This is a genomic window from Polynucleobacter paneuropaeus (genome assembly GCF_003261235.1).
Classification (GTDB): domain Bacteria; phylum Pseudomonadota; class Gammaproteobacteria; order Burkholderiales; family Burkholderiaceae; genus Polynucleobacter; species Polynucleobacter paneuropaeus.
In genome coordinates, this window is record NZ_CP030085.1 from 865,567 (window position 1) to 889,594 (window position 24,028).

Sequence of the window (24,028 nt, forward strand, 5' to 3'; positions counted from 1 at the left end):
TTTGGCATATGCAAGAGCGTCTGCAGAAAATCAAAGATGATGTTGATGGTCTGATAGGGCGACTTAAGGCGCGTTTTAAGAATACCCGCGCTTACGCAAAACTGATGGCATTGCCCGAGATGGAAAGACGAATGGTCATCATGTTGATCGGGGTCTTCTTGCTGCTAGGTCTGATTTTTGCTTTCAATCAGTTAAAAACCTTCATGATTAAGCAGTATATTTCTGGGATGGGCATGCCCCCTCAGTCTGTTTCTACCATGGTTGCAAAAGCGGATGTCTGGCAACCTAAACTCACCAGCGTAGGCAGTGTTCGTGCTTATCGGGGCGTTGATTTGAGCACAGAAATCGGGGGCTTGGTAGTCAACGTCCCTGTTCAATCTGGAGTCGACGTAAAAGAGGGAGATTTACTGGTCAAGCTCAATGATGCCTCAGACGTGGCCCAGTTAAATTCATTAAAAGCTTTGGCTGAATTAGCAAAAGTAATTAATGAACGTGATCGTCAGCAGTTGGCTATTCAGGCTATTAGTAAGAATACTTACGATACCTCTAAGGCTGATGCAAAGTCTAAGCAAGCGCAAGTAGAAGCACAAACTGCTTTAGTGGCCAAGAAAAATATCAAAGCGCCATTTAGTGGTCGCGTGGGTATCGTCACAATCAATCCAGGTCAATATATCAATCCTGGTGACAAGCTCATGACCTTGCAGACTCTAGATCCTATTTTTATAGATTTCAATTTGCCCCAAAGTGATGCTGCCAATATTCAGGTTGGGCAATCCATCACTGTGACTACCGATGCATTTAAGAATGCGACTTTTGTTGGCAAGATCACTGCTGTCAGTCCTAAGGTAGATACCAATACCCGTAATCTACAAATTGAAGCTCAAATAGATAATCCAGATAAAAAAGTCTTACCTGGCATGTTTGCTAATGTGAATATTGATGTGGGCAGTCAACTCAGTTTAATTACGGTGCCTCAAACTGCAGTGACATACAACCCTTATGGAGCTACCGTATTTATTAGTAAAGACTCTGGCAAGAAAGACAAAGAAGGCAAAACAATCTTCGAGGCTCAGCAAGTATTTGTCACTACGGGTCAGACTCGTGGCGACCAGGTGTCTATTCTCAAGGGCTTGGAGGAGGGCGTGACGGTTGTTACGAGTGGTCAGCTCAAGCTTAAAAATGGTAGCCCTCTGAATATCAACAACACGGTTCAACCTACCAACCTGCCTGATCCTAAGCCACAAGAGCAGTAAACAATGAAATGGACTGATCTCTTCATCAACAAGCCGGTGTTATCACTGGTGGTGAGTGCATTGGTATTGGTTTTTGGTTTTAAGGCGATTGGCTCATTACCTGTTAGCCAGTATCCCAAAACCCAAAATGCTGTTGTTACTATCACTACGAATTACTACGGTGCTGATGCGCAAACCATGGCGGGGTTTATTACTCAGCCTTTGGAGCAAGCGATTGCACAGGTACAAGGCATTGACTACCTGTCATCTTCCAGTGTCAGTGGCCTTTCTATCATTACAGCAACCCTGAAACTGAATTACGACTCGAATTCTGCATTGACACAGATACAAACGCAGATTAGTTCAGTCAGAAATCAGCTCCCTCCGCAAGCTCTACAGCCTGTTCTGACAGTGCAAATGGGACAAACTACTGATGCGATGTACATGGGCTTTGCCAGCATCGATATCCCAAACAATAGTGTCACGGATTATTTATTGCGTGAAGTAAAGCCTAAGTTTGACGCCGTTGATGGTGTTCAAAACGCAGAGTTAATTGGTGGTCGTAAGTTTGCTCTTCGTGCTTGGCTCAATCGAGAAAAAATGGCGGGTCTTGGAGTCGCTGCTGACGATGTCTATAACGCTTTATCTGCAAATAACTATCTCTCTGCTGTTGGTACTACCAAGGGTGATATGGTATCGGTCGATTTAATGGCCAATACCGACTTGCATACGGTAGAGGAATTTCGAAAACTGGTTATCAAAAGCGATGGCGTTAACTTAGTTCATCTAGATCAAGTAGCTACTGTGACTTTAGGATCTGAGGACTACAACACTAATGTAGCCTTCAGCGGTAAACAGTCTGTATTTATTGGTATCCAAGTAGCGCCCCAAGCTAACTTGCTCGATGTCGTCGATCGGGTTCGCAAACTCTTGCCTGGTATCCAAAAGCAGTTACCGGTAGGTATGACAGGCCAGATCGTCTATGACTCAACGCAGTTCATTACAAGCTCGATTGATGAGGTCGTCAAAACCCTGTTTGAGGCACTGATTATTGTGACTATTGTTATCTACTTATTCTTAGGTAGCTATCGTGCTGTTGCGATTCCAGTGATTGCAATGCCTTTGTCTTTAATTGGCACCTTCTTCCTCATGCAGGTGCTGGGCTACTCGATTAATTTGCTGACTTTATTGGCTTTGGTTCTTGCCATTGGTCTGGTGGTTGATGACGCCATCATTGTGGTGGAAAACGTTGATCGTCATATGAAAGAGGGTAAGTCACCGTTTGATGCTGCCATTATTGCCGCGCGCGAACTCGGTAGCCCGATTCTAGCCATGACGGTAGTTTTGATTGCGGTATATATTCCGATTGGTTTCCAGGGTGGCTTAACGGGTGCATTATTCACAGAATTTGCTTTCACACTCGCTAGCTCTGTGGCTGTCTCAGGCCTGATTGCGCTGACCTTATCGCCGATGATGTGCTCTCGTATTTTTAAGGCTGAACAAGAAACTTCAGAATTTGCCTTAAAGATCGATCGCGTCTTTGAGAAGATTCATCATGCCTATGAATCTACCTTGCGTAGTTTATTGAGGACGTGGCAGGTCATCATCGTGATGGGAGTCATTTTACTTGGCGGCGTCGCTTATTTATATTCGACTTCTAAAGCTGAATTGGCACCAATTGAAGACCAAGGTATTGTGCTGATGAACTTGACTGGGCCTCCCAATAGTACTGTGGCGCAGATGCAGCTTTATGCTGATCAAATATTTGATATTGCAAAAGCAGAACCAGAGTTTGCTCAGTCTTTCCAGATTACGAGTCCTGGCACTGGTTTTGGTGGCATCTTGTTAAAAGATTGGTCGCAACGAAGCCGATCTGCGATGGCTCTACAACAAGATCTTCAAAAAAAGTGGAATTCGATTGCAGGGGTTCGGGTTGCGGCCTTCCAGTTTCCGGCTTTGCCTGGTTCGCAGGGATTGCCTGTTCAGTTCGTGATTAAAACAACCGAACCCTATCAAGCTTTGAATGATGTCTCTCAGGCCGTTCTTGATAAGGCCAGAAGAAGCGGTAACTTTTTCTTTGTGGATACCGATTTGAAGATCGATAAACCTCAAGATATGTTGGTGGTTGACAAGGATAAGGTAGCTTCCTTAGGGATGACTCAGCAGCAAGTCGGCAGCGCCTTAACCGCAGCCTTAGGTGGTGGATACGTCAATTATTTCTCAATTGCAGGGCGATCTTATCGTGTGATTCCGCAAGTAGAGCAGGTCAATCGTCTCAACCCAGATCAAATTTTAGATTACTACATCAGAACTCCGAAAGGGAGCTTGATACAAGTTCGAACATTTGCAACCATTAAACAGCAGGTAGTGCCAGAGTCGATTAATCACTTCCAGCAATTGAATTCAGCGACGATTTCAGGTGTGAGTACTCCGTTTGTTTCTGAGGGAGAGGTCTTGAAGTTCCTCGCAGATACCCTGAAAGAGGTTGCTCCTAGCGGCTACTCAGTTGACTACGCAGGACCATCACGGCAATTTGCCAATGAATCTGGTGGTTTCCTGGGAACCATGTTCTTTGCAATCTTGATTGTTTTCTTAGTCTTGGCTGCCCAGTTTGAGAGCTTTAGAGATCCCATTGTCATTTTGGTTTCGGTACCGCTGGCTTTATTTGGCGCCTTGATTTTTATCAATCTAGGCTTTACTACCCTAAATATTTATACCCAAGTAGGCCTTGTTACTCTGATGGGCTTAATTAGTAAACACGGTATTTTGATCGTTGAATTTGCAAATGAGCTTCAGATAGCAGGGCGTACTAAGCTAGAGGCAATCATTGAGGCAGCCACAGTTCGTCTCAGACCGATCTTGATGACGACCTTTGCGATGGTGCTGGGAGTTTTCCCTCTGGTGATTGCTTCTGGTGCTGGTGCAGCTGGGCGTAAGTCAATGGGTTTGGTGATCTTTACAGGGCTATCGATTGGAACACTCTTTACCTTGTTCGTAGTCCCCGCAATGTACCTCTTTATTGGCGCCGATCACCATCATCAGCAACATACCGATCCCGAGACTACGACTTAATCACGTTCATTCAGATCAATCTAAAGCCCCTGATATGGGGCTTTTTTATTACCTTCAGTAATGCTCATTGCTGCCTAAATACAACAATCTATTTTTTTATTAATATAGTTCACAACTTCACAACTTCTGTAGTATAGTAACGAAATGGAGAAAGCAATATGAAAAGAGCAATACCAAAGACATATCAAGCGGTGGAGTGGGTCGGAAAGGGTCTAACAGCTGCGCAGGCAGCCAGAAAGATGGAGATTTCAGAATCCAGCGTTTATGCCGCTTTGAGAAAACTCAGGGCGAAAGATTTAGGTTGTTGTCCAACATGCGGTCAAAAAATAAGGAAATAAAATGAAAAAGACTCTCATTGGAATTTTGTCTATCTCGATCTTTGCATTCGCTTTTGCAAATACCTCACCAGATTCATCTGAGTTGATTAGCCAACAATGTAAGCTTTCGGCAGAAACAGTGGCCATGCTCAAAGGTCTTCAGTACGGTAACTCCTCAATCCGCAAAGATGTAGGCGGATTGATCAAAACCAATCTTCAAGCGCCAGAAAATAGAGAAAGAGCTCAAAAAGCGATGAATCGCATGGTAGATGACCAATCAAGAGATATCAGTACCTTAGAGCATAAATACTGTTCTTAAGAGCTTGGAAGAGGCAAAAGGTGGCATGATAGGAAATGCCTTCAGAATTGCTTAGAATAGGGCGTTGATTCTCTATTGGAATAGTCATGACAAGTCACAAAACTCCTTCGATTTCTACTGAGCATGAGCCCCATGCTTCTCAACAGTTAGTGGATGATTTCAAAGCCCTGATTGCAGATGCTGAGGCCTTAATCAAGGTCAGCGCAGAGCACGGTGGAGAAGCAATGCATTCTGTGCGGGTAAAGGCGCAAGAGACTCTCAGTACCGCCAAGGAAAGCTTATCCGAGGCTCAAGGCCTGATTAGCGAAAAAGCAAAAGAAGCTGCACAGGAGGCAGATGTTTTTGTCCATGAAAAACCTTGGCAAGCAGTCGGTATTGCTGCTGGTGCAGGCTTATTGATTGGTCTTTTAATTAGTCGCCGCTAAAAATCTATGGCAACAGAACATCTCTTAAGCTCTTTGAAGGGCTTGCTCTCTACTGCAACATCGATTGCTCAGACTCGCCTTGAATTGCTTTCAAGCGATGTTGCTGTCGCGCGAGTACAGTTCATCAAGCTACTTGTATTGATACTATTTTGTCTTTTCTGTTTATTTTTTGGCTTAGTGATGTTGGCGCTCTGGATTGTGGTCTATAGCTCAGAGACCAATCGCATGGCAGCATTGGCATTGTTAACCGGCGGCTTTTTACTTGCTGGGTTTGTCTTTGGATTCATGATCCTACGTGCGCTCAAAACAATGCCCTTACTCTTTGCTGCATCGATTGCTGAGCTTGAAAAAGATCGCTCCGCTCTGAATCATCACTAGACTGACTAAGCCCTAATGAGCCAATCTCTCGAAACCCTTCTCGAGCGCCAACGCGTTTTGCAAGCTCAGGCTGCTAAAGAGCGTCGGGGATTTAGCTCCCATTTCGCTGCTCTGAAGAAACCATTTTCTTGGGCCGACAAAGGCCTTGAGGCTGTCCAGTTTCTCAAAAGCAGTCCAATTTTGTGGACGAGTGCTTTTGCGGTTCTAGCTCACTTTAAGCCTAAATTGGCTAGTAAAGTTTTGGCTCTTGGCTGGGGTGCGATGAAGTTAGTTAAAACCGCTAAGTCCATTCTCTAAGCTTTCTCCTTGTATATGAATACAGCTAAACCTTGGCTGAAGAATTATCCAGCAGGGGTTCCTGCACAGCTTATTCTCCCAACGCAGACTTCTTTAGTGGACTTACTAGATGAATCCTTTGCGCGATATCCAAAGCGCAAGGCGATCGAGTCTATGGGCCATTCTTTTAGCTATGAAGAGTTAAACGTACTCTCTGAGCAATTTGCATCTTATTTGCAATCGCTTGACCTACCAATGGGTTCGCGAGTAGCGATTATGTTTCCTAACGTAACGCAATATCTCATTGCGATGCTGGGAGCATTGAGAGCAGGCTTAGTGGTAGTTAATGTCAATCCACTGTATACATCGAGAGAATTAGAACATCAACTGAATGATAGCCAAGCACTGGTGCTCGTACTCTCTGAAAACTTTGCCCATATCTATCAACAGATAGCAGAAAAAACTTCCGTAAAGCGAGTGATCGTTAGCAGTTTAGGAGACTTATTGGGTCCCAAAGGCCTGCTTGTTAATTTTGCCGCGCGTTACATTAAGAAGATCATTCCTCAGTGGGCTTTCCCACATACGCGTTTTACAGATGCCCTCCAACTTGGGAAACAACATCTCTTTCAAAAGCCCACGATTGATCCGAATGCGATTGCTTTTTTGCAATATACCGGCGGCACTACTGGTGTATCTAAAGGAGCTATTTTATTGCATCGAAATGTACTTGCAAATGTACTTCAAACTGATGCGTGGCTTGAGCCAGTACTCAGGGATCAACATGATCAGCAATTGGTGTTTTTATGTGCATTACCAATGACCCATATCTTTGCCTTGACAGCCTGCGCTCTATTGGGATTACGCAAGGGTGGGTTATTGCTTCTGGTTGCCAATCCAAGAGACATCACAGGGCTCATTAAATTGCTTGCAAAGCACCCTGAAGTCAATATCTTTCCTGGTGTTAACACGCTCTTTCATGCTCTGGTCCACCGTCCTGAGTTCAGCAAACTGAAACTATCGAACTTACTCGTGACTATTGGTGGTGGGATGGCGATGCAAAAGAAAACAGCCGATCATTGGCAAGCCATCACCGGCAACCCAATTGCGCAGGGCTACGGCTTATCGGAAACTTCACCGGTTGTGTGCGTCAATACACCATTAATAGAGAAGTTCACCGGTCATATTGGTTTGCCATTGCCCAATACCGATGTAGTGATTTTGGGTGAGGATGGCAAGCGAATGCCAATGGGTGAGGCAGGAGAAATTTGCATTCAGGGCCCCCAGGTCATGGCGGGTTACTGGAATCAGCCAGAAGAAACCCGCAAAGTATTTACTGTTGACGGTTACTTCAAGTCTGGCGACATTGGCTTTATGGATAGCGAAGGCTATGTAACGATTGTTGATCGTATTAAAGACATGATTGTGGTTGGCGGCTTTAAGGTTTTCCCAAATGAAGTAGAAGAGGTTCTCGCTTCAATGCCGGGTATTCATGAATGTGCAGTAGTAGGCGTTGAACACCGTAAGCTCGGCGAGATTGTTAAAGCTTATATCGTGAAAGATAAACATGATCTGACAAATGCTGATGTTCTGCAATTTTGCAAAGAACAGATGACGAGCTATAAGCGCCCCCGAAAAATTGTCTTTGTCAGTGAGCTGCCTAAGTCTAATGTGGGGAAAATCTTGCGCCGTGAAGTCAGAAAACTCGGAGATTCAAGTTCTTAGGAGGAATTCTTTGGCGGCCCAAAAAGGATAGTAATCGTATGGGTATTGCCCAAAACGATGCTCATTCCAGTAAATAAAAGATAGGGCCAAACAATGAGCCAATAGACAATCAGTAGAGCCAGAATATGCAGGGGGTCGCCATTGCCAAAAGCAGCCAATGAGCTAATAAACTCTTTGCCATGCATCAGACCCTCGACGCCGGACTCCAAAAAGTTCAATAAAAGAACAATGGCAAGATAAATGAGCGATTGGGCTAAGAGTGAAGGAACGATTCCCAAGCGCCGATTGGGATTAAATGGAAAAACAGCTTCTCCAATGAGCATAAATTTGGCACAGAGGCCGGCTTTGATCAGGGCAAAGCCAAACATTCTGAGGGGAATTGGCCATTCTCTTAGAGTTGTAGCCCCTAAAAAAGCCAATGCACAGAACCAGATGCCGAAGTAGAGTGATAGAGAGATTCCTTTTTTGAACTCGCTTTCCAGCTTTTGCTTGACTGAGCCAGAATGAATAGGGGTTTTGGAGGCTTCTAGATTGGTCATTTTGTAATAATCTTTGTCTGATCCTTATGCTTTAATGCTTCTATTATGACCAAAAAACAAATATTTCTTTACCTTTCTGGCTTGGCGATACTGGTGGCAATTGCAGTAGCCGTCGTGAAACTTTTCCTATTGCCCCCCAGCAGTATTGAAATTGCTGCAGGTCCTAAGGGTGGTTATTTATATGAGATTGCTCAGATCTATGCCCAGGAATTTGAGAAATCTGGAGTCAAGGTCACCGTCTTGGAGACTGCTGGAACCCTAGATAATCTTGAACATGTAGAGCACCCTGACAAAATGATTGAGTTTGGTTTTTTAGAGGGTGGTGCAGCAGATCGCAAAGATTATCCTTCCTTGGAGTCTTTAGGCAGTATTGCTTATGCGCCAATTTGGGTGTTCTATCGCAGTCAATTGGGAGATGTATTTGATGTTAACGGCCTGAAGGGTAAGCGCATAGCGATTGGGTATCCAGCTCAAGGAATTCATACAAATTCGTTGGATATTTTGAATGCGGTAGGCGTCAACACAAAAAATAGCCAGTTTTTAAACATTGGCAGAGAAGAAGCCCTCAAAAAACTGCATGCTAATGAGATTGATGCCATGTTCTATTCAGCGCCTGCTGAGGACCATTTGGTAAAGACGCTATTTAATGACCCTACATTAAAGCCACTTAAGTGGCCTGATGCTGAGGGTATCGCTAGGAACCTCCGAGAGTTTCATGTATTAAAGCTTCCATTGGGTGCAATTGATTTGGAGAATTCTAAGCCGTCGACCGATATGAGGGTGTTAGCAACCACCATTACGGTGATTACTAAAAAAGATACGCATTCTGCTTTGATCTATTTAATGATGGGTGTAATGGATGAGGTGCATGAGAGGCCCAGTCTCTTGCAATCAGAGAATGAGTTTCCCTCAGACAAGGACGTTGACTTTCCGATGAGTGACGATGCTGAAGACTATTACAAGAATGGCGGAAAACCATTCTTACAAAGATATCTTCCGTATTGGGCCGCCAGTTTCTTAGGAAAATTATTACTGATTTTAGTTCCTCTCCTAGCTATTTTTTATCCACTTTCGCAAGCCTATCCAGCTTTGCAGCAGTGGTACTACACCAATAAGGTGAATCGTTTCTATGACCAGTTAGTGAAGATTGAGAAGCGTTTAGATCATCATGCGGATCTAGAGCGAATTAAATACGATATACAGATACTGCGTGCCGAGATTGAATTACTGATTAAGCTGGAGAAGATCCCCAGTATGTATACAAATCTACTGTATGACCTTAGAGGGCATGTCAGTCAAGTGATCGAGCAGCACGGACTTCAATAAGAAAAACCGCTCAATGAGCGGCTTTTTTAATAGAATCTGGCTCCTCGACGTGGGATCGAACCACGGACCAACAGATTAACAGTCTGCTGCTCTACCGCTGAGCTATCGAGGAATAAGCGAATATTATAGCAATATGAAGGCACTTCTTCCGACTTCCGTCCAGATCCCTAAGATACTGACCATTGCTGGCTCTGACAGTGGTGGGGGTGCGGGGGTTCAGGCTGACCTCAAAGTCATTACCGCATTGGGTGGCTATGGAATGTCGGTCATTACTGCCATCACAGCCCAAAATACATTAGGTGTTACAGCGATTCAGGATGTTGACTTGGCCGTCATAGAAGCGCAAATCGATGCAGTCTTAAATGATATCGGTGCTGACTCAATCAAAATTGGGATGCTAGCCAGCCCAGAAATTGTCCAGGTGGTTGCCAACTCTTTACGTAAGCATGACATCACCAGAATTATTTTGGACCCTGTGCTGAGGGCAACGTCTGGAGCAAGCTTAGGTGGCGATGACACTGCTCAGGCCATGATGAAGGAATTATTTCCGATGGCAAGTTTAGTGACACCAAATTTAGAAGAAGCCTCTTTGCTATTAGGTCGCGATATTTCCCATGTTGATGACTTTAAATCTGCCGCCGAAAAATTATTAGCTTTAGGACCTCAGGCAGTTCTCATTAAGGGTGGTCATCTAGATTCTGCGCACACTCAACTCACGGATTATCTGATGTGGCGCAGTATTGAAGATGATTTAGAAATCATTCAAGTAAAAGAGTTTAAGCATCCGCGTGTCAATACTGAAAATACACACGGCACTGGTTGCTCCTTATCTGCAGCGATTGCGACCTATTTTGCTGATGGCCATGATCTGCCGCATGCTGTGGGAAAGGCTATTGCATACGTAGAGGCGGGTTTACAAGCCGGACGTTTTTTATCGATCGGTGAGGGGCCAGGACCACTTTGGCCGATGTTTGAGTTCTATCCAACTGCGTTACCGCTTGAAGACCAATAGTCTCTAAAAATATCTAGCGCTTGATTAATTCTTGTAGTCGTTTAACAGTAGCTTTAGGATTATCTGATCCCGTAATGGCTCTAACTACTGCTACTGATCCCACCCCGCTATGCGCAACTGCCTGCATACTGCTCTCGTCAATTCCGCCAATAGCGACTAAAGGATAAGCTTGCATTAATTGCGCATACTTATAGAGTCGGCCTAGGCCTTGAGGTGCAGTTGGCATCCGCTTGAGTGTCGTTGGAAAAACTGCCCCCATAGCAATATAGCTGGGGCAGAAACGATCTGCATAAACCATCTCGGCATAGCCGTGGGTACTTAAACCTAAGCGCAGCCCAGCATTTCTGATGGCATCGAGATCAGCAGTGGCTAAATCTTCTTGACCAAGATGCACGCCATAGGCGCCTAACTCAATTGCACTTTGCCAATAGTCGTTAATGAAAAGTAGTGTCTTACTACCTTTGACAGCTTCAATAGATTGTTTAATTTCTGTATGGATGTGTTTTACATCATTGCTCTTGAGTCTGAGTTGGACGGTTGGAAGTTCTGCATCCACCATTCGCTTAATCCACTCTGAGTCAGGCATGACTCCATAAAGCCCTAAGCGCTTAGGACATTCCGGAAATGCCTTGGGATTCATAATGCGGGTCCAAGGCAGTAAATCAAAATATTCAGGGCGATTGGGCCATTTGATCGGATCAAAATTTCCGTCGTGGTGAACCATTCTGGACCATGCTTTCCCTAGCACCGTTGCATCAAGCTCTATAAAGCCCATTGATATCGCCGCCAAAGTAGCAGCAAGCTCATAGTGATCAATAGCATGCTCATTATCTATTCGCGGTGGTGGTGAGCTTAGGCTGTAGACGGGAGGCGGCAGAGTGACATCATCGGTGCGATGTGCAGCCACGATTTGATCAGCAAGGTCGCGCACCAAGCTCATGAGAACTCTAGGCTTGATGCCAAAAAGGGGTGCCTACCAGTGGGGTGCTAGCTTGAGCAGATTCTTGGGCGGACATAGCGCCCGATAAATACGCTGAGCGACCTGCTGCAGTTGCCATTGCAAAGGCTTTAGCCATGTCAATCGGGTTATCAGCAAGAGCGACAGCGGTATTAAGTAGAACACCATCAAAGCCCCATTCCATCACAGAGCAAGCATGGGATGGTAAGCCAAGACCGGCATCAACCAATAAGGGGACTTTAAGGCGTTCCCGCAGGAGTTTCATGGCGTAGGGATTGAGTGGGCCTTGACCAGTGCCAATGGGAGCTGCCCAAGGCATTACTGCTTGGCAGCCCACATCGACAAGGCGCTGGCAAAGGATGAGATCTTCAGTGCAATAGGGCAGTACCTTGAAACCATCATTGATCAGTGTCTTCGCGGTTTCTACCAAACGGAGGGTGTCGGGTTGCAAGGTGTAGTCATCACCTATTAACTCGAGTTTGATCCAGTCCGTTTCAAAAACCTCCCTGGCCATTTGCGCTGTTGTGATGACCTCTTGGGGACTATGACATCCAGCTGTATTAGGCAATACGGGAACAGACATCTTTTTAAGTAGCTCCCAAAAAGCATTTTTTCCCTGTTCTACAGTTGAGCCTTGACGACGTAAGCTCACAGTAATCATTGCTGGCTGAGAAGCTAGAACGGCTTCCTCTAAGATTTGCGGGGAAGGGTAGCGCGAGGTGCCCAAGAGCAAGCGACTAGAAAAATGCTCGCCATACAGAACGAGATCATCCTTGCTCAAAGCGCGTTGCTCTTTAATGGAATTCATATTCATAGTAAAAATTAGCCGCCAGTGACCGGCGAAATAACCTCGATCTGATCATTTTCAACTAGAGCGCACTGGTCATAATTCGATTTAGGAATGAACTGCAAATTTATGGCTACTGCAAAAGGGGGTTGTGCTTTTAGGGCCTCAAGTGCGTGCTCTAGTTTTGCTCCCTCTGGCAGTAAATGTTCAATCTGATTGATCATTACGCGCATGCTGCCACCTGATTCATGGAGGTGTCAGCAACATTAAGACCCAATTTCTTAGCCGTATGACTTGAACCACTGATTAATAATTCGATCACGCTATCTAATATTGCTGGGGCAATCATAAAACCATGACGGTAAAGGCCGTTGATAGATAGACGCTTGGTGGAACCGGCACCGTTCTCGATGCGGACTTCGGGCAAGTTGTTCTTTAAAGTCGGCCGACATTGGGTAGCCATCTCTAAAATACGGGCTTCTGCAAAACCGCTGTGCACGGTATAAACCGCGCTGAGCAACTCCATTGCTGAACGTACACTCATTTCTGAATGATCATCAGACTCGATCTCAGTAGCACCAACAACATAAATATGATTCTCTTTTGGCGCAATATAAATGGGATAACGTGGATGAATTAAGCGCGTAGGTCTTAGTAAATTGACTTCGGGCGCGTAAAGACGGATGACTTCACCGCGAACCCCACGCAGAGAGTTACCCTTGGCCTCTGGCCAATCTGATTTAGCACCCAAGCCTCGAGAATCAATCACCCAATCGTATCGGCCACTTTGCTCTAGGGCTTGTGGTTCAGGTGTTTGATGCCAATATACATTGACGGGTAAGGTAGATAGTTCGATCGCTAAAGCATTGAGTAACTGCCGGTTGTCCAGTTGGCCCTCATTGGGTAAATAGAGACCTTGATTAAAACGATCGGCAACGCTCGGCTCTATCTCCAGCAGTCTCGCAGAATCGAGCATCTCTGGCGCAGTAAGCGCTGGGTTACTGCGTTGATTCTTCTGCAGATGCTTAATAAAACGCTCTGCATCATTTGCATCTTGTCGATGCCACAAAATCAGACTGCCATTTTTCTGAAAGAACACCGGACTAGCCAATTTGGCGATGATTTCTGGCCAACGTGACAAGCTGTGTACGCCCATATTTACGACATTGTTCTCGGTGATGGCGGATTCAGCTAAAGGCGCAAGCATTGCTGCAGCGACTCGGGCAGCAGACAATGCAGCATCAGGACCACCTTGATCGTAAAGATCAACTTGGCCTCCAGCTTGGGCGAGTTCGACTGCCAGGAGACGACCCATCAAACCGGCACCAACAATAGCGAATCGACCCTGCGCTATAGAATCCATCTTGAGTTACAGATCCGTTATTTATTGGTAGATTTCGCTACCGCGTTTACGAAACTCAATTGACTTCTCTTCCATGCCTTTATTTGGGTCAACTCCCTCTGCCTTGAGATTGGCAGCATAGTCTCGTACTTCTTGTGTGATCTTCATTGAGCAGAATTTAGGTCCGCACATAGAGCAGAAGTGGGCAATCTTGGCACCTTCAGCTGGTAGGGTGGCATCGTGATATTCACGCGCACGCTCAGGATCAAGGCCGAGATTAAATTGGTCTTCCCAGCGGAACTCAAAGCGGGCTTTGGAGAGGGCATTATCCCGAATCTGTGCGCCAGGTAAGCCCTTGGCTAGATCGGCTCCATGCGCAGCAATCTTATAAGTGATGATGCCTTCGCGGACATCTTCTTTGTCTGGCAAACCTAAGTGTTCTTTAGGCGTGACATAGCAGAGCATCGCTGTGCCGTACCAACCAATTTGGGCTGCACCAATACCGCTGGTGATGTGATCATAGCCTGGAGCAATATCGGTGATCAATGGCCCTAAGGTATAGAAGGGCGCTTCTAAGCAATGCTTTAATTCCTCGGTCATATTTTCTTCAATGCGCTGCATTGGAACGTGGCCAGGACCTTCAATCATCACTTGCACGTCTTGCTGCCAGGCTTTAGCAGTGAGTTCACCAAGGGTATGCAATTCACCAAACTGGGCTGCATCATTAGAGTCAGCGATACAACCAGGACGCAGGCCATCTCCTAAACTAAATGAAACGTCATAGGCCTTCATGATCTCGCAGATTTCATCAAATCTGGTGTAGAGAAAGTTCTCTTTGTGGTGGGCCAGGCACCATTTGGCCATGATTGAACCACCGCGCGACACAATGCCAGTAATACGGTCAGCAGTCAGCGGAACATAACGCAGCAATACACCCGCATGAATCGTGAAATAGTCCACACCTTGTTCAGCTTGCTCTACCAAGGTATCGCGGAACATTTCCCAAGTGAGGTCCTCTGCGATACCACCAGTCTTATCTAGTGCTTGGTAGATCGGTACTGTGCCGATCGGTACCGGAGAGTTACGAATAATCCATTCACGGGTTTCATGAATATGTTTGCCGGTAGATAAATCCATGATGGTGTCAGCACCCCAACGGATTGACCAAACCATTTTCTCGACCTCTTCATTAATTGAAGAGGTGACTGCCGAGTTACCCAAATTGCCATTGATCTTGACCCGGAAGTTGCGTCCAATAATCATGGGCTCTAGTTCTGGGTGATTAATATTGGCGGGAATAATGGCACGACCCGCAGCAATTTCTTGGCGGACAAATTCACCGGTAATGATCTCTGGAAGATTGGCGCCATAACTCTTGCCAGGATGCTGCTTTAATAATTGGGTGTACTCTGGATTCTTCCGCAGTTGCTCTAGACCCATCGATTCACGCAGGGCAACGTATTCCATTTCAGGGGTAACAATGCCCTTGCGAGCATAATACATTTGGCTCACATTTTGACCAGCCTTAGCCACTCGAGGTGCGCGAATGTGGGCAAAGCGTAAGTGCTGTGTATCTGCATCTTTCGAGCGAGCGACTCCATAGTCAGATGAGGGTCCTGTTAATTGTTCTGTGTCATTGCGTTCATCAATCCAAGTCTCGCGTAATGCTGGCAAGCCTTTTTCTAAGTTGATGACGATTTCAGGATCGCTATAAGGACCAGAGGTGTCATAAACCGGGATGGGAGGATTGGGGACCATCTGCTCCCCAACGCGGGTAGGGAACTGATCAATCATGCGCACAGGAGCCTTGATATCAGACCGTGATCCTGCTAAATAGGTTTTACTGGATGCCGGATAGGCAAATTTTTGACCAAAGTCTCGTTCGAGGCTCTTAAGGCTTGGAATTTCAGGTTTTGTTTTTGGGTTCTTGCTGCTCATATCCATCTCCTAACATATTTAGATGGACGAAACCGGATACCGGTCTGATGGAACTCCCCACGCCAGTATTACCTGGTTCGGGTAAGAGGGTCTTTCTCAGCGCCTTTATGTTAAGGGCACCCCTGTTTCATCCTTAAACTAATTTAACCACAAAATGGAACTTAGGAGGGGAAACTGGATTTGTTGCTCCGCAAAATGAAGTCAGCCGTTACAAAAGCGGCATCGGTCGTGAATTCCTCTGCCAAGATGCGGGCTGCTGCCTCGGCTAGGGAGATTTCAATAAAGCTGCTGACCTCGCCATCATGATTGGTAGGAATAAAGTTGCTTGAAAGCGCAAGGTCGTAGATAAACAGCTGCTCATCATGAAAACCACCCCCAAGAATAGGGCGGCGCATATGGACTTTGCCCGCGGGTGTAATTTGGTTGGCCAATTGTGGTGGGACGCCAGCTTCTTCCCATAATTCTCGAACAGCACAAACCCAGGGTGTTTCATCTGCAGCAATACCGCCCGCAGCCAGATTATCTAAAAGACCTGGATCGGTTCTTTTGCTCTCACTGCGGCGGCCAAGCCACAAATTTCCTTCTTTGGTAAAGCCGTTGATATGACTAGCAGTGCTACGCAAACCCAGAGTTCTAAAAGCGGCTCGCTCTAAGCGAAAGTAGGCATGACCATTGTGATCAATCCAGGCAAACTCTTCATTGCGCCAACCGGGTATAAAGCCAGCTTGGCGCAGTCGATTAGCTAACTCTGTCAAGCTTGCGGAGATAAGAAACGGACTTGCGCTATCAATAAATAAGCCATGGTGATCTATGTGAATATGCGCAATTTTTTTCTCTTGCAAAGAGTCTTGGATATAAGCAATGAACTCGGGATTGATATGACCAATGATTTGCTTTTCAGCATGTGCACCCATAAAAAAAATGGGCAAGAAATCCAGCGGTGCGGACCGCGCCGAATTTTGCAACATTTCTTCTAAGGCAGCTAAGGTGCTGTCATTTATTTTTTGCATAAGCCGAGTGTATGAGAAATTGCTAGCGAACTATACAAAAAGTCAAGCAAGATAATCTGCTCAAATATTGGGCAAGCCAGATCGCTCTATACAAATCGGTAACTTAGCAAAACATTTTGGTATTTATCCACAGAGGCTGTGGATAACTTTGTCAGAAGATTTGGTCCCCCCGCCAGGAGTCGAACCTGGATCTACCGCTTAGGAGGCGGTTGCACTATCCATTGTGCTACAGCGGGTCACTTAGGCTTAACTACACAAAGCCCATAACTGGTTGGTAATATTTAGCATCAGTTCTGGGCGATAGTAGCTGATAAATACGAGAGCTAGCAATACTAAAGTAATCCCACGAAGCAACCAAGTAGAGAAAGAGGTATTCATGCGGGGAGTTCCGCGTGAGTGTTTCGTGCTAGGGCTTGTTCTTTAACGGGGAGGTTAATTAGGCATGCTAATACGCCAAGCCCAATCGCAATATTCCAAACCACACTATAAGACCCCGTCAGGTCATATAAATAGCCACCCAAAAAAGCGCCAGAGAAGCTACCCAATTGATGGGCAAAGAAAATCAGACCTGAGAGCATGCTTAGGTATTTAACCCCAAAGATCTGCGCAACAATGCCGTTAGTAAGTGGAATGGTAGAAAGCCATAGGAAACCCATCACGGCAGAAAAAATATAAACAGTGATGGGTGAGAGTGGAATCCATAAAAAAGCAATGATGGCAATTGATCTGCCTAGATAAATTCCAGAAAGTAAGTAGCGCTTAGGAAAGCGCTGACCGAAAATCCCTGCGCAGTAAGTACCAAAGACGTTAAACAATCCAATCAAGGCGAGGGCGGTGGTTGCAATCGCTGGTGATCCTACTGCTGGATAAGTTTGAGACATATCCTTTAGGTAAGGCGCTAAATGAACCGCAATAAAAACCACCTGAAAGCCACAGACAAAATAACCCAGAGTTAAATAACGATAGCTTGGATTACTAGTAGCCTCATGCAGTGCTTGTCGAATCGTTTGATCGTCAGCTGTGTTGGTGTAGACAAAATTCTTCTCCCGTAATAAAAAAGCAGCTGGAATCATGAAGCTTGCAATGATTGCCAAGAGTAGGAGAGCATCTTGTGGACCAAAGCGACTCAAGAGCGCCTGCTCAGCAGGAATCATCAAGAACTGACCAAAAGATCCTGCAGCAGCAGTGATTCCCATTGCCCAGACGCGTTTATCAGCCGGCACATTTCTGCCTAAAATTCCGTAGACCACGCTATAGGTTGTCGCCGTTTGCGCCAGACCAATCAGAAGGCCACCCGCAATCGTGAAGTTCAATACATCGCTAGATACAGCCATGCCTGCTAAGCCAAGGGCATAAAGCAGGCCACCAAGGAGCATGATTCTGAAAGCGCCGAATCGATCAGCTAGTGCACCCGTTAATGGTTGGAAGGCGCCCCAAATTAAATTTTGTAGTGCAATTGTGAGGGCAAATGTGCCACGTCCCCAACCATTTTCTATAGTGATGGGTAAATTAAATAAGCCAAATCCATGACGAATACCCATAGAGAGAGTGACCATTAAACCACCATAAATCAGCACCTCTTTGATGCTGAGAGAGCGAGCAATTTTTTCAGGGGAAATCACAAAACACCTTTGTCATAGAGTTTCTCTATCGCTTGAGCGTCTAGTTGCAGGCGTTCCTGCAAAACTTCTCGAGTATGCTGCCCCAACATGGGTGGCGGCATTTTGTACTGCACTGGCGATTTGGATAAATGCATTGGACTGGCAACCAATTTCATTTGACCTAACGCTGGATGGGGAACGGTAAGCTCAATCCCTCTGGCCATAACCTGTGGGTCTTCAAAAACCTCTTTGAAGTTATTGATAGGACCACAGGGTACTTTCGCCTCTTCAAGCAAATCAATCCATTGCGCTTTAGTCTTGTGGCGTGTCATTGCCTCTAAAAGTGGTATGAGTTGATCACGATGCTTAACCCGCTCAGGGTTATCGTGAAAACGAGGATCATCGGCTAACTGCGCCTGACCACCTACAGTAACAAAGTGTTTGAACTGACTATTGTTTCCAGCTGCAACAATGATCCAACTATCGGATGTTGGGAAAGTTTGATAGGGCACGATCGTTGCCGATGTATTTCCTAAGCGTTGCGGAATTTCTCCAGAACATAAATAAGCACTGGCTGCATTAGCCATGACTGCAATTTGTGTATCGAGTAAAGCCATATCGATGCATTGTCCTTCACCAGTGCGATCGCGATACATCAGGGCTGCCATGATTGCATTCGTTGCATACATGCCTGTCAAAATATCGGCAATGGGCACCCCCGCTTTTTGCGGTGAAGCCCCAGGAACATTTTCTGCTTCTCCGGTCACACTCATGAAGCCACCCATGCCCTCAACAATCATGTCATAGCCTGGGCGATTGGCATAAGGACCAGTTTGACCAAAGCCCGTTATCGAGCAGTAGATTAAATCGGGCTTGATTTTTTGTAGAGCAGCATAGTCAAGACCATATTTGACTAGTTGGCTGACTTTGTAGTTTTCAATTAGAACGTCAGACTCTGCGACTAATTTACGAATGATGTCTTGCCCCTCGGGTGTACTGATATCGACGGTGATTGAGCGTTTATTCCGATTCATGGCGATGAAATAAGCCGTCTCACTACTATCTTTACCCTGCGCATCTTTAGCAAAGGGCGGCCCCCAATGGCGGGTATCGTCTCCAACCCCAGGTTTTTCTACCTTGATGACATCGGCGCCAAGGTCAGCCAAATTTTGGGTGCACCAAGGTCCAGCGAGGACCCGGCTCAGGTCTAAAACACGAATATGACTTAAGGCACCCATGAGCTAATTTTGGCATGAATAGAGGGTTAATCGCTGAAATTTGAGGGTATCAGCCAGACATGGCTACAATTTGCGCGAATGGCTACACGTAAAACCTCCGAATATAGCGAATCATCGATTCAGGTCCTCAAAGGCCTTGAACCTGTCCGGCAGCGGCCCGGAATGTACACCCGTACTGATAATCCACTGCACATCATTCAAGAGGTTCTGGATAACGCATCAGATGAAGCCTTAGGGGGATTTGGTAAGCACATTACTGTGACGATGCATACCGATGGTAGTGTGAGCGTAGAAGACGATGGTCGAGGTATTCCTGTTGGAATACATCCCACTGAGAAGCTCCCTGTAGTAGAAATCGTATTCACCCAATTGCATGCTGGCGGCAAGTTTGAAAAAGGCAGTGGTGGAGCATACGCTTTCTCCGGCGGTCTGCATGGTGTTGGCGTCTCCGTTACGAATGCACTCTCGAAACGATTAGAAGTTACCGTATGGCGTGATGGACAAGTTTCTACGCTGACCTTTGCTGATGGCAAGGTCATCGAGAAACTCAAATCCAAAGTTGCCGGCAAAGAAGATAAGTCGCATGGCACTCGAGTGCGAGCTTGGCCTGATGCAAAGTATTTTGATAGCGCTGTTATTCCCATGCCGGAGTTGATTCGCCTACTAAGATCTAAGGCAGTTTTGCTCCCTGGTGTCAAGGTCACGCTGATTCAAGAGAAATCGGGCGATAGTCAAACTTGGCAATACGCTCAAGGCTTAAGAGGCTACCTCAATGAGGCAATCGCGCAAGCAGGTCATGGTGCTGAGGTCATCCCGCCATTTGAAGGTGAGCAATACGCAACGGGTAATAGTGATGAAGATGGTTTTGCTGAAGGCGAAGGCGCTGCTTGGGTTGTTGCTTGGACTGAGGATGGAGCCCCAGTTCGTGAGAGCTATGTCAATCTAATACCAACGCCAGCCGGGGGAACTCACGAGAGCGGTTTGCGCGAAGGCCTATTTAATGCCGTCAAAGGTTTTATTGAGATGCATGCCTTACAACCCAAAGGTGTCAAGCTGATGCCGGAGGATGTATTTGCCAGGGCGTCCTTCATCTTATCGGCAAAAGTTTTGGATCCTCAATTTCAGGGACAAATTAAAGAGCGCCTGAACTCTCGTGATGCAGTGCGTTTAGTTTCTGCTTATTCAAAATCGGCTCTCGAGCTTTGGCTAAATCAACATGTGGATTACGGTCGAAAACTGGCTGATCTGGTCATTAAACAAGCCCAAGCGAGAACCCGCGCTGGCCAAAAAGTCGAGAAGAAAAAATCTTCAGGGGTTGCAGTGCTTCCAGGAAAGTTAACCGACTGCGAGAGTCAAGATACCGGCATGAATGAAATCTTCCTGGTTGAGGGGGATTCGGCGGGTGGCTCAGCAAAGATGGGTCGCAATAAGGAATATCAGGCAATCTTGCCCCTGCGCGGTAAGGTTCTTAACACTTGGGAGGCAGAGCGTGATCGCCTCTTTGCCAATAATGAAGTGCACGATATTGCCGTAGCGATTGGAGTTGATCCCCATGGTCCCAATGACGAGATCGACTTGAGCAATTTACGTTATGGCAAGGTATGCATTCTCTCTGATGCGGACGTTGATGGAGCCCATATTCAAGTGTTGCTACTCACCTTGTTCTATAAGCACTTTCCAAAATTGATTGATTTGGGCCATGTCTATATTTCTAGACCACCTTTATTTAGGGTTGATGCCCCAGCCCGTGGCAAGAAGCCTGCTCAGAAAATCTATGCGCTCGATGCGAATGAGCTACAAGCGATTGAAGATAAATTACGTAAAGATGGTGTTCGTGATGGCGCTTGGCAGATTTCCCGCTTTAAAGGTTTGGGTGAAATGAGTGCGGAACAATTATGGGATACCACCTTAAATCCAGACACTCGACGCCTGCTACCAGTAACACTAGGCGAGTGGACTCAGGATGAAACCATTAAAACCATGGATATGTTGATGGGTAAATCAGAATCTGGCGCTCGGCGCGATTGGTTAGAGGAACGCGGTAATGAAGTTGAGGCAGATATCTAATGGCCATTAAGAAGCCCGTTAAGAAAACGGTTTCCGCAAAATCGACTAAGCCAGCAGAGCAGGCTGATCTCTTTTCGAATCTCGATGAGACTGAGGTTGCTGAGGTTAACAAACCTTTGCCAAAGCCATCAAAGTCTGGCGGAAGTTCTCCGCCGCACGATCCTAACAAGGTCGAACTCAACGAAGATGACAAGGATAGCTTAACGCTAGCAGTTTACGCAGAGCGTGCTTACTTAGACTACGCCATCAGCGTTGTCAAGGGCCGTGCTTTACCTGATGTTGCTGATGGACAAAAGCCAGTTCAACGCCGTATCTTATTTTCTATGAGCGAGATGGGCTTGCGCTCAGATGCGAAGCCAGTGAAGAGTGCCCGTGTTGTAGGTGATGTGTTGGGTAAGTTCCATCCACACGGCGATCAATCTGCTTATGACGCACTGGTGCGTTTGGCACAAAGCTTTTCATTACACTATCCCTTAATCGATGGTCAGGGTAACTTTGGTTCACGAGATGGTGATGGCGCGGCGGCAATGCGCTATACCGAAGCGCGTTTAACCAAAATTGCTGGTTTACTCCTTAGTGAGATTGATGAAGGTACTGTAGATTTTGCGCCGAACTATGATGGATCATTCCAAGAGCCTAAGTTATTGCCAGCGCGTTTACCTTTTGTTCTTCTTAATGGTGCTTCTGGTATCGCGGTCGGCATGGCCACGGAAATTCCTTCGCATAATTTACGGGAAGTTGCCAGCGCGGCGATTGCCTTGATGAAGTCCCCCAAAATGTCGACTACCGATTTATTGGAGATCATGCCAGGCCCTGATTTTCCGGGGGGCGGACAAATCATTTCTCCTGCTAATGAGATTGCCCAGATCTATGAGGGTGGTCGCGGTAGTCTGAAGGTCAGAGCCCGTTGGTCTGTAGAAGAATTGGCTCGCGGTCAGTGGCAAATTGTCGTAAATGAATTGCCACCTTCAACTTCCTCCCAAAAAGTGTTACAAGAGATTGAAGAGATCACCAATCCCAAGGTCAAGATTGGCAAGAAAACCTTAACGACCGATCAAAATAACTTGAAGTCAACCATCTTGGCGGTATTAGATGGCGTGCGTGACGAGTCAAGCAAAGACGCAGCAGTGCGCTTGGTATTCGAGCCTAAGAGTAAAAACGTGGAAGTCAATGAGTTCGTTAATCTCTTGCTCGCCCATACTTCTTTAGAGTCAAACGCACCAATTAATTTAGTGATGATTGGAACGGATGGTCGTCCTCGTCAAAAGGGCCTCAAAGAAATTATTTCAGAGTGGATTGGTTTCAGAGTACAAACCGTCACTCGCCGCACTGAGTACCGTCTCGGTAAAGTCAAAGACCGCATGCATATTTTGGAGGGCCGCTTAACGGTGCTTCTGAATATTGATAAGGTCATCAAGATCATTCGTAATAGCGATGAGCCCAAGGCAGATTTGATCCTTGCCTTCAAACTCACTGAGCGTCAAGCAGAAGATATCTTGGATATTCGTTTGCGTCAGTTGGCTCGCTTAGAGGGCATCAAGATTGAACAAGAGCTCAAGGAGCTGAAAACCGAGCGCGATGATCTTGAAGGACTCTTACAAAACGATAGCAATTTACGTAAGCGCATCATCAAAGAGATTGAGTCCGATATGAAGGACTTTGGTGATGATCGTCGCACCATCATCCAAGAGGATAAGCGTGCCGTAGCTGAGACCAAAGTGGTTGATGAGCCAGTGACCGTGATTGTTTCTCAAAAGGGTTGGGTCCGCGTTCGTCAAGGTCATGAACATGATCCAAGCCAGTTCTCATTTAAGGCTGGCGATGGAATGTACGGCACCTTCGAATGCCGCACCGTCGATTTAATGCAGGGCTTTGGTAGTGATGGCCGTGTTTATACCGTCCCTGTAAGTGAGCTTCCTGGTGCACGTGGTGATGGATCACCCCTCACTAGCTTCGTCAATTTGGCAGCCGGATCACAAATGGTGGCGTATTACGCAGGTCATGCTGATGACCTTGTGTTGATTTCAACACGAGCAGGTAATGGCTTTTTGGCCAATGTGAGCGATATGATGACGCGCAATAAAGCCGGTAAGGCTTTCGTTGGTGTCGATGCGAAGTTTCCGAGCGGAGATGCTCCACTTGGGGCAGCCAAAGTATCTGTTGGCATGAAACAGGTCGCTTGTTTATCGGAGAGTGCCAAGCTCTTAGTGTTTCCATTAGACGAACTCAAGCGTTTGCCTGCCGGAGGTAAGGGTGTGATTCTGATGGGCTTAGATGGTAAAGAGACTTTAGCTTCTGCGATTACAGTGGGAGCTGAAGGTGCAACTTATTCGGGCGCAGGAAGGGCCGGTAAACCAACGGAACTCAATCTGGATGCTAAGACTCTAAAAACATTTGTTGGCAATCGTGCACGTAAAGGTCACTTTGTTGAGCCTCGCCTGAAAGACGGAAAACTCAAAGCCAACTAAA

General features: G+C 46.2%; 20 protein-coding genes, 2 tRNA genes and 1 riboswitch. Of the genes, 11 read left to right on the forward strand and 11 right to left on the reverse strand.

Translation table 11 applies throughout. The features are described from left to right. Positions 1-119 precede the first annotated feature (119 nt). The 7 genes from Pas1_RS04620 to Pas1_RS04655 all read left to right on the forward strand — a co-directional run bounded on the left by Pas1_RS04620 (position 120) and on the right by Pas1_RS04655 (position 7,741). On the forward strand, positions 120-1,253 hold the full coding sequence (locus Pas1_RS04620) for an efflux RND transporter periplasmic adaptor subunit (protein WP_204881700.1): 1,134 nt from the start codon (positions 120-122) through the stop codon (positions 1,251-1,253). A 3-nt stretch (positions 1,254-1,256) separates the two neighbouring features. After that, positions 1,257-4,304, forward strand: coding sequence for an efflux RND transporter permease subunit (locus tag Pas1_RS04625; RefSeq protein WP_112294633.1), 3,048 nt, complete (start codon positions 1,257-1,259; stop codon positions 4,302-4,304). 339 nt (positions 4,305-4,643) lie between these two features. Further along, entirely contained in the window at positions 4,644-4,940 is a 297-nt protein-coding gene (locus Pas1_RS04635; protein WP_112204115.1) for a hypothetical protein, read from the forward strand. 86 nt (positions 4,941-5,026) lie between these two features. Continuing rightward, complete coding sequence (locus tag Pas1_RS04640; protein WP_112204112.1) at positions 5,027-5,365, forward strand: DUF883 family protein; 339 nt, start codon at positions 5,027-5,029, stop codon at positions 5,363-5,365. A 6-nt stretch (positions 5,366-5,371) separates the two neighbouring features. Continuing rightward, a complete protein-coding gene (locus Pas1_RS04645) occupies positions 5,372-5,743 on the forward strand; it encodes a phage holin family protein (RefSeq protein WP_112204110.1) in 372 nt (123 codons plus the stop codon). 15 nt (positions 5,744-5,758) lie between these two features. Continuing rightward, positions 5,759-6,040: a YqjK family protein gene (locus tag Pas1_RS04650; RefSeq protein WP_112204108.1), complete on the forward strand. Its 282-nt coding sequence runs from the start codon at positions 5,759-5,761 to the stop codon at positions 6,038-6,040. 15 nt (positions 6,041-6,055) lie between these two features. Next, entirely contained in the window at positions 6,056-7,741 is a 1,686-nt protein-coding gene (locus Pas1_RS04655; RefSeq protein WP_112294635.1) for an AMP-binding protein, read from the forward strand. Here Pas1_RS04655 and Pas1_RS04660 read toward each other — a convergent pair. Further along, entirely contained in the window at positions 7,738-8,280 is a 543-nt protein-coding gene (locus Pas1_RS04660; protein WP_112294636.1) for a hypothetical protein, read from the reverse strand. The genes Pas1_RS04655 and Pas1_RS04660 overlap by 4 nt on opposite strands. A gap of 45 nt (positions 8,281-8,325) precedes the next feature. Between Pas1_RS04660 and Pas1_RS04665 the strand changes: the two genes are divergently transcribed. Then, positions 8,326-9,606 (forward strand): TAXI family TRAP transporter solute-binding subunit, encoded by a 1,281-nt coding sequence (locus tag Pas1_RS04665; protein ID WP_112294637.1) that lies wholly within the window; start codon positions 8,326-8,328, stop codon positions 9,604-9,606. A 37-nt stretch (positions 9,607-9,643) separates the two neighbouring features. Here Pas1_RS04665 and Pas1_RS04670 read toward each other — a convergent pair. Beyond that, positions 9,644-9,718: transfer RNA gene (locus Pas1_RS04670), tRNA-Asn, on the reverse strand. Between the two features lie 21 nt (positions 9,719-9,739). Here Pas1_RS04670 and thiD point away from each other — a divergent pair. After that, entirely contained in the window at positions 9,740-10,618 is an 879-nt protein-coding gene (thiD, locus tag Pas1_RS04675) for a bifunctional hydroxymethylpyrimidine kinase/phosphomethylpyrimidine kinase (RefSeq protein WP_112294638.1), read from the forward strand. 13 nt (positions 10,619-10,631) lie between these two features. Here the strand turns inward: thiD and Pas1_RS04680 are convergent, their stop codons facing one another. The 9 genes from Pas1_RS04680 to Pas1_RS04720 form a co-directional block, all read right to left on the reverse strand. Continuing rightward, positions 10,632-11,558, reverse strand: coding sequence for a thiamine phosphate synthase (locus Pas1_RS04680; RefSeq protein WP_112294639.1), 927 nt, complete (start codon positions 11,556-11,558; stop codon positions 10,632-10,634). A 7-nt stretch (positions 11,559-11,565) separates the two neighbouring features. Further along, positions 11,566-12,384 (reverse strand): thiazole synthase, encoded by an 819-nt coding sequence (locus Pas1_RS04685; protein WP_112238480.1) that lies wholly within the window; start codon positions 12,382-12,384, stop codon positions 11,566-11,568. Between the two features lie 14 nt (positions 12,385-12,398). Then, entirely contained in the window at positions 12,399-12,596 is a 198-nt protein-coding gene (gene thiS / locus Pas1_RS04690; protein WP_112204076.1) for a sulfur carrier protein ThiS, read from the reverse strand. Then, on the reverse strand, positions 12,587-13,726 hold the full coding sequence (locus tag Pas1_RS04695) for an FAD-dependent oxidoreductase (RefSeq protein WP_112294640.1): 1,140 nt from the start codon (positions 13,724-13,726) through the stop codon (positions 12,587-12,589). The genes thiS and Pas1_RS04695 overlap by 10 nt, the downstream gene beginning before the upstream one ends. 21 nt (positions 13,727-13,747) lie before the next feature. After that, entirely contained in the window at positions 13,748-15,643 is a 1,896-nt protein-coding gene (gene thiC / locus Pas1_RS04700) for a phosphomethylpyrimidine synthase ThiC (RefSeq protein ID WP_112209233.1), read from the reverse strand. A gap of 37 nt (positions 15,644-15,680) precedes the next feature. After that, a riboswitch (TPP riboswitch) is annotated at positions 15,681-15,777 on the reverse strand. A gap of 27 nt (positions 15,778-15,804) precedes the next feature. Beyond that, entirely contained in the window at positions 15,805-16,653 is an 849-nt protein-coding gene (locus Pas1_RS04705) for an NUDIX hydrolase (protein WP_112238195.1), read from the reverse strand. A 161-nt stretch (positions 16,654-16,814) separates the two neighbouring features. Then, positions 16,815-16,889, reverse strand: a tRNA-Arg gene (locus tag Pas1_RS04710). A gap of 138 nt (positions 16,890-17,027) precedes the next feature. Then, a complete protein-coding gene (locus tag Pas1_RS04715) occupies positions 17,028-18,209 on the reverse strand; it encodes an MFS transporter (protein ID WP_112295166.1) in 1,182 nt (393 codons plus the stop codon). Positions 18,210-18,271: 62 nt separating this feature from the next. Next, entirely contained in the window at positions 18,272-19,492 is a 1,221-nt protein-coding gene (locus Pas1_RS04720) for a CaiB/BaiF CoA transferase family protein (protein WP_112294641.1), read from the reverse strand. A 78-nt stretch (positions 19,493-19,570) separates the two neighbouring features. Between Pas1_RS04720 and Pas1_RS04725 the strand changes: the two genes are divergently transcribed. Both Pas1_RS04725 and parC read left to right on the forward strand, forming a co-directional pair. Continuing rightward, positions 19,571-21,559 (forward strand): DNA topoisomerase IV subunit B, encoded by a 1,989-nt coding sequence (locus Pas1_RS04725; protein ID WP_112294642.1) that lies wholly within the window; start codon positions 19,571-19,573, stop codon positions 21,557-21,559. Beyond that, complete coding sequence (parC, locus tag Pas1_RS04730) at positions 21,559-24,027, forward strand: DNA topoisomerase IV subunit A (RefSeq protein WP_225971656.1); 2,469 nt, start codon at positions 21,559-21,561, stop codon at positions 24,025-24,027. Before Pas1_RS04725 ends, parC begins: the two co-directional genes overlap by 1 nt. The last annotated feature ends 1 nt before the right edge of the window (position 24,028 follow it).

Bases quoted from the DNA above. Each gene is read 5' to 3' on its own strand.
- Pas1_RS04620 (WP_204881700.1), top strand. From the start codon at position 120: ATGGAAAGACGAATGGTCATCATGTTGATCGGGGTCTTCTTGCTGCTA.
- Pas1_RS04625 (WP_112294633.1), top strand. From the start codon at position 1,257: ATGAAATGGACTGATCTCTTCATCAACAAGCCGGTGTTATCACTGGTG.
- Pas1_RS04635 (WP_112204115.1), top strand. From the start codon at position 4,644: ATGAAAAAGACTCTCATTGGAATTTTGTCTATCTCGATCTTTGCATTC.
- Pas1_RS04640 (WP_112204112.1), top strand. From the start codon at position 5,027: ATGACAAGTCACAAAACTCCTTCGATTTCTACTGAGCATGAGCCCCAT.
- Pas1_RS04645 (WP_112204110.1), top strand. From the start codon at position 5,372: ATGGCAACAGAACATCTCTTAAGCTCTTTGAAGGGCTTGCTCTCTACT.
- Pas1_RS04650 (WP_112204108.1), top strand. From the start codon at position 5,759: ATGAGCCAATCTCTCGAAACCCTTCTCGAGCGCCAACGCGTTTTGCAA.
- Pas1_RS04655 (WP_112294635.1), top strand. From the start codon at position 6,056: ATGAATACAGCTAAACCTTGGCTGAAGAATTATCCAGCAGGGGTTCCT.
- Pas1_RS04660 (WP_112294636.1), bottom strand. From the start codon at position 8,280: ATGACCAATCTAGAAGCCTCCAAAACCCCTATTCATTCTGGCTCAGTC.
- Pas1_RS04665 (WP_112294637.1), top strand. From the start codon at position 8,326: ATGACCAAAAAACAAATATTTCTTTACCTTTCTGGCTTGGCGATACTG.
- thiD (WP_112294638.1), top strand. From the start codon at position 9,740: ATGAAGGCACTTCTTCCGACTTCCGTCCAGATCCCTAAGATACTGACC.
- Pas1_RS04680 (WP_112294639.1), bottom strand. From the start codon at position 11,558: ATGAGCTTGGTGCGCGACCTTGCTGATCAAATCGTGGCTGCACATCGC.
- Pas1_RS04685 (WP_112238480.1), bottom strand. From the start codon at position 12,384: ATGAATTCCATTAAAGAGCAACGCGCTTTGAGCAAGGATGATCTCGTT.
- thiS (WP_112204076.1), bottom strand. From the start codon at position 12,596: ATGCGCGTAATGATCAATCAGATTGAACATTTACTGCCAGAGGGAGCA.
- Pas1_RS04695 (WP_112294640.1), bottom strand. From the start codon at position 13,726: ATGGATTCTATAGCGCAGGGTCGATTCGCTATTGTTGGTGCCGGTTTG.
- thiC (WP_112209233.1), bottom strand. From the start codon at position 15,643: ATGAGCAGCAAGAACCCAAAAACAAAACCTGAAATTCCAAGCCTTAAG.
- Pas1_RS04705 (WP_112238195.1), bottom strand. From the start codon at position 16,653: ATGCAAAAAATAAATGACAGCACCTTAGCTGCCTTAGAAGAAATGTTG.
- Pas1_RS04715 (WP_112295166.1), bottom strand. From the start codon at position 18,209: ATGGTCACTCTCTCTATGGGTATTCGTCATGGATTTGGCTTATTTAAT.
- Pas1_RS04720 (WP_112294641.1), bottom strand. From the start codon at position 19,492: ATGGGTGCCTTAAGTCATATTCGTGTTTTAGACCTGAGCCGGGTCCTC.
- Pas1_RS04725 (WP_112294642.1), top strand. From the start codon at position 19,571: ATGGCTACACGTAAAACCTCCGAATATAGCGAATCATCGATTCAGGTC.
- parC (WP_225971656.1), top strand. From the start codon at position 21,559: ATGGCCATTAAGAAGCCCGTTAAGAAAACGGTTTCCGCAAAATCGACT.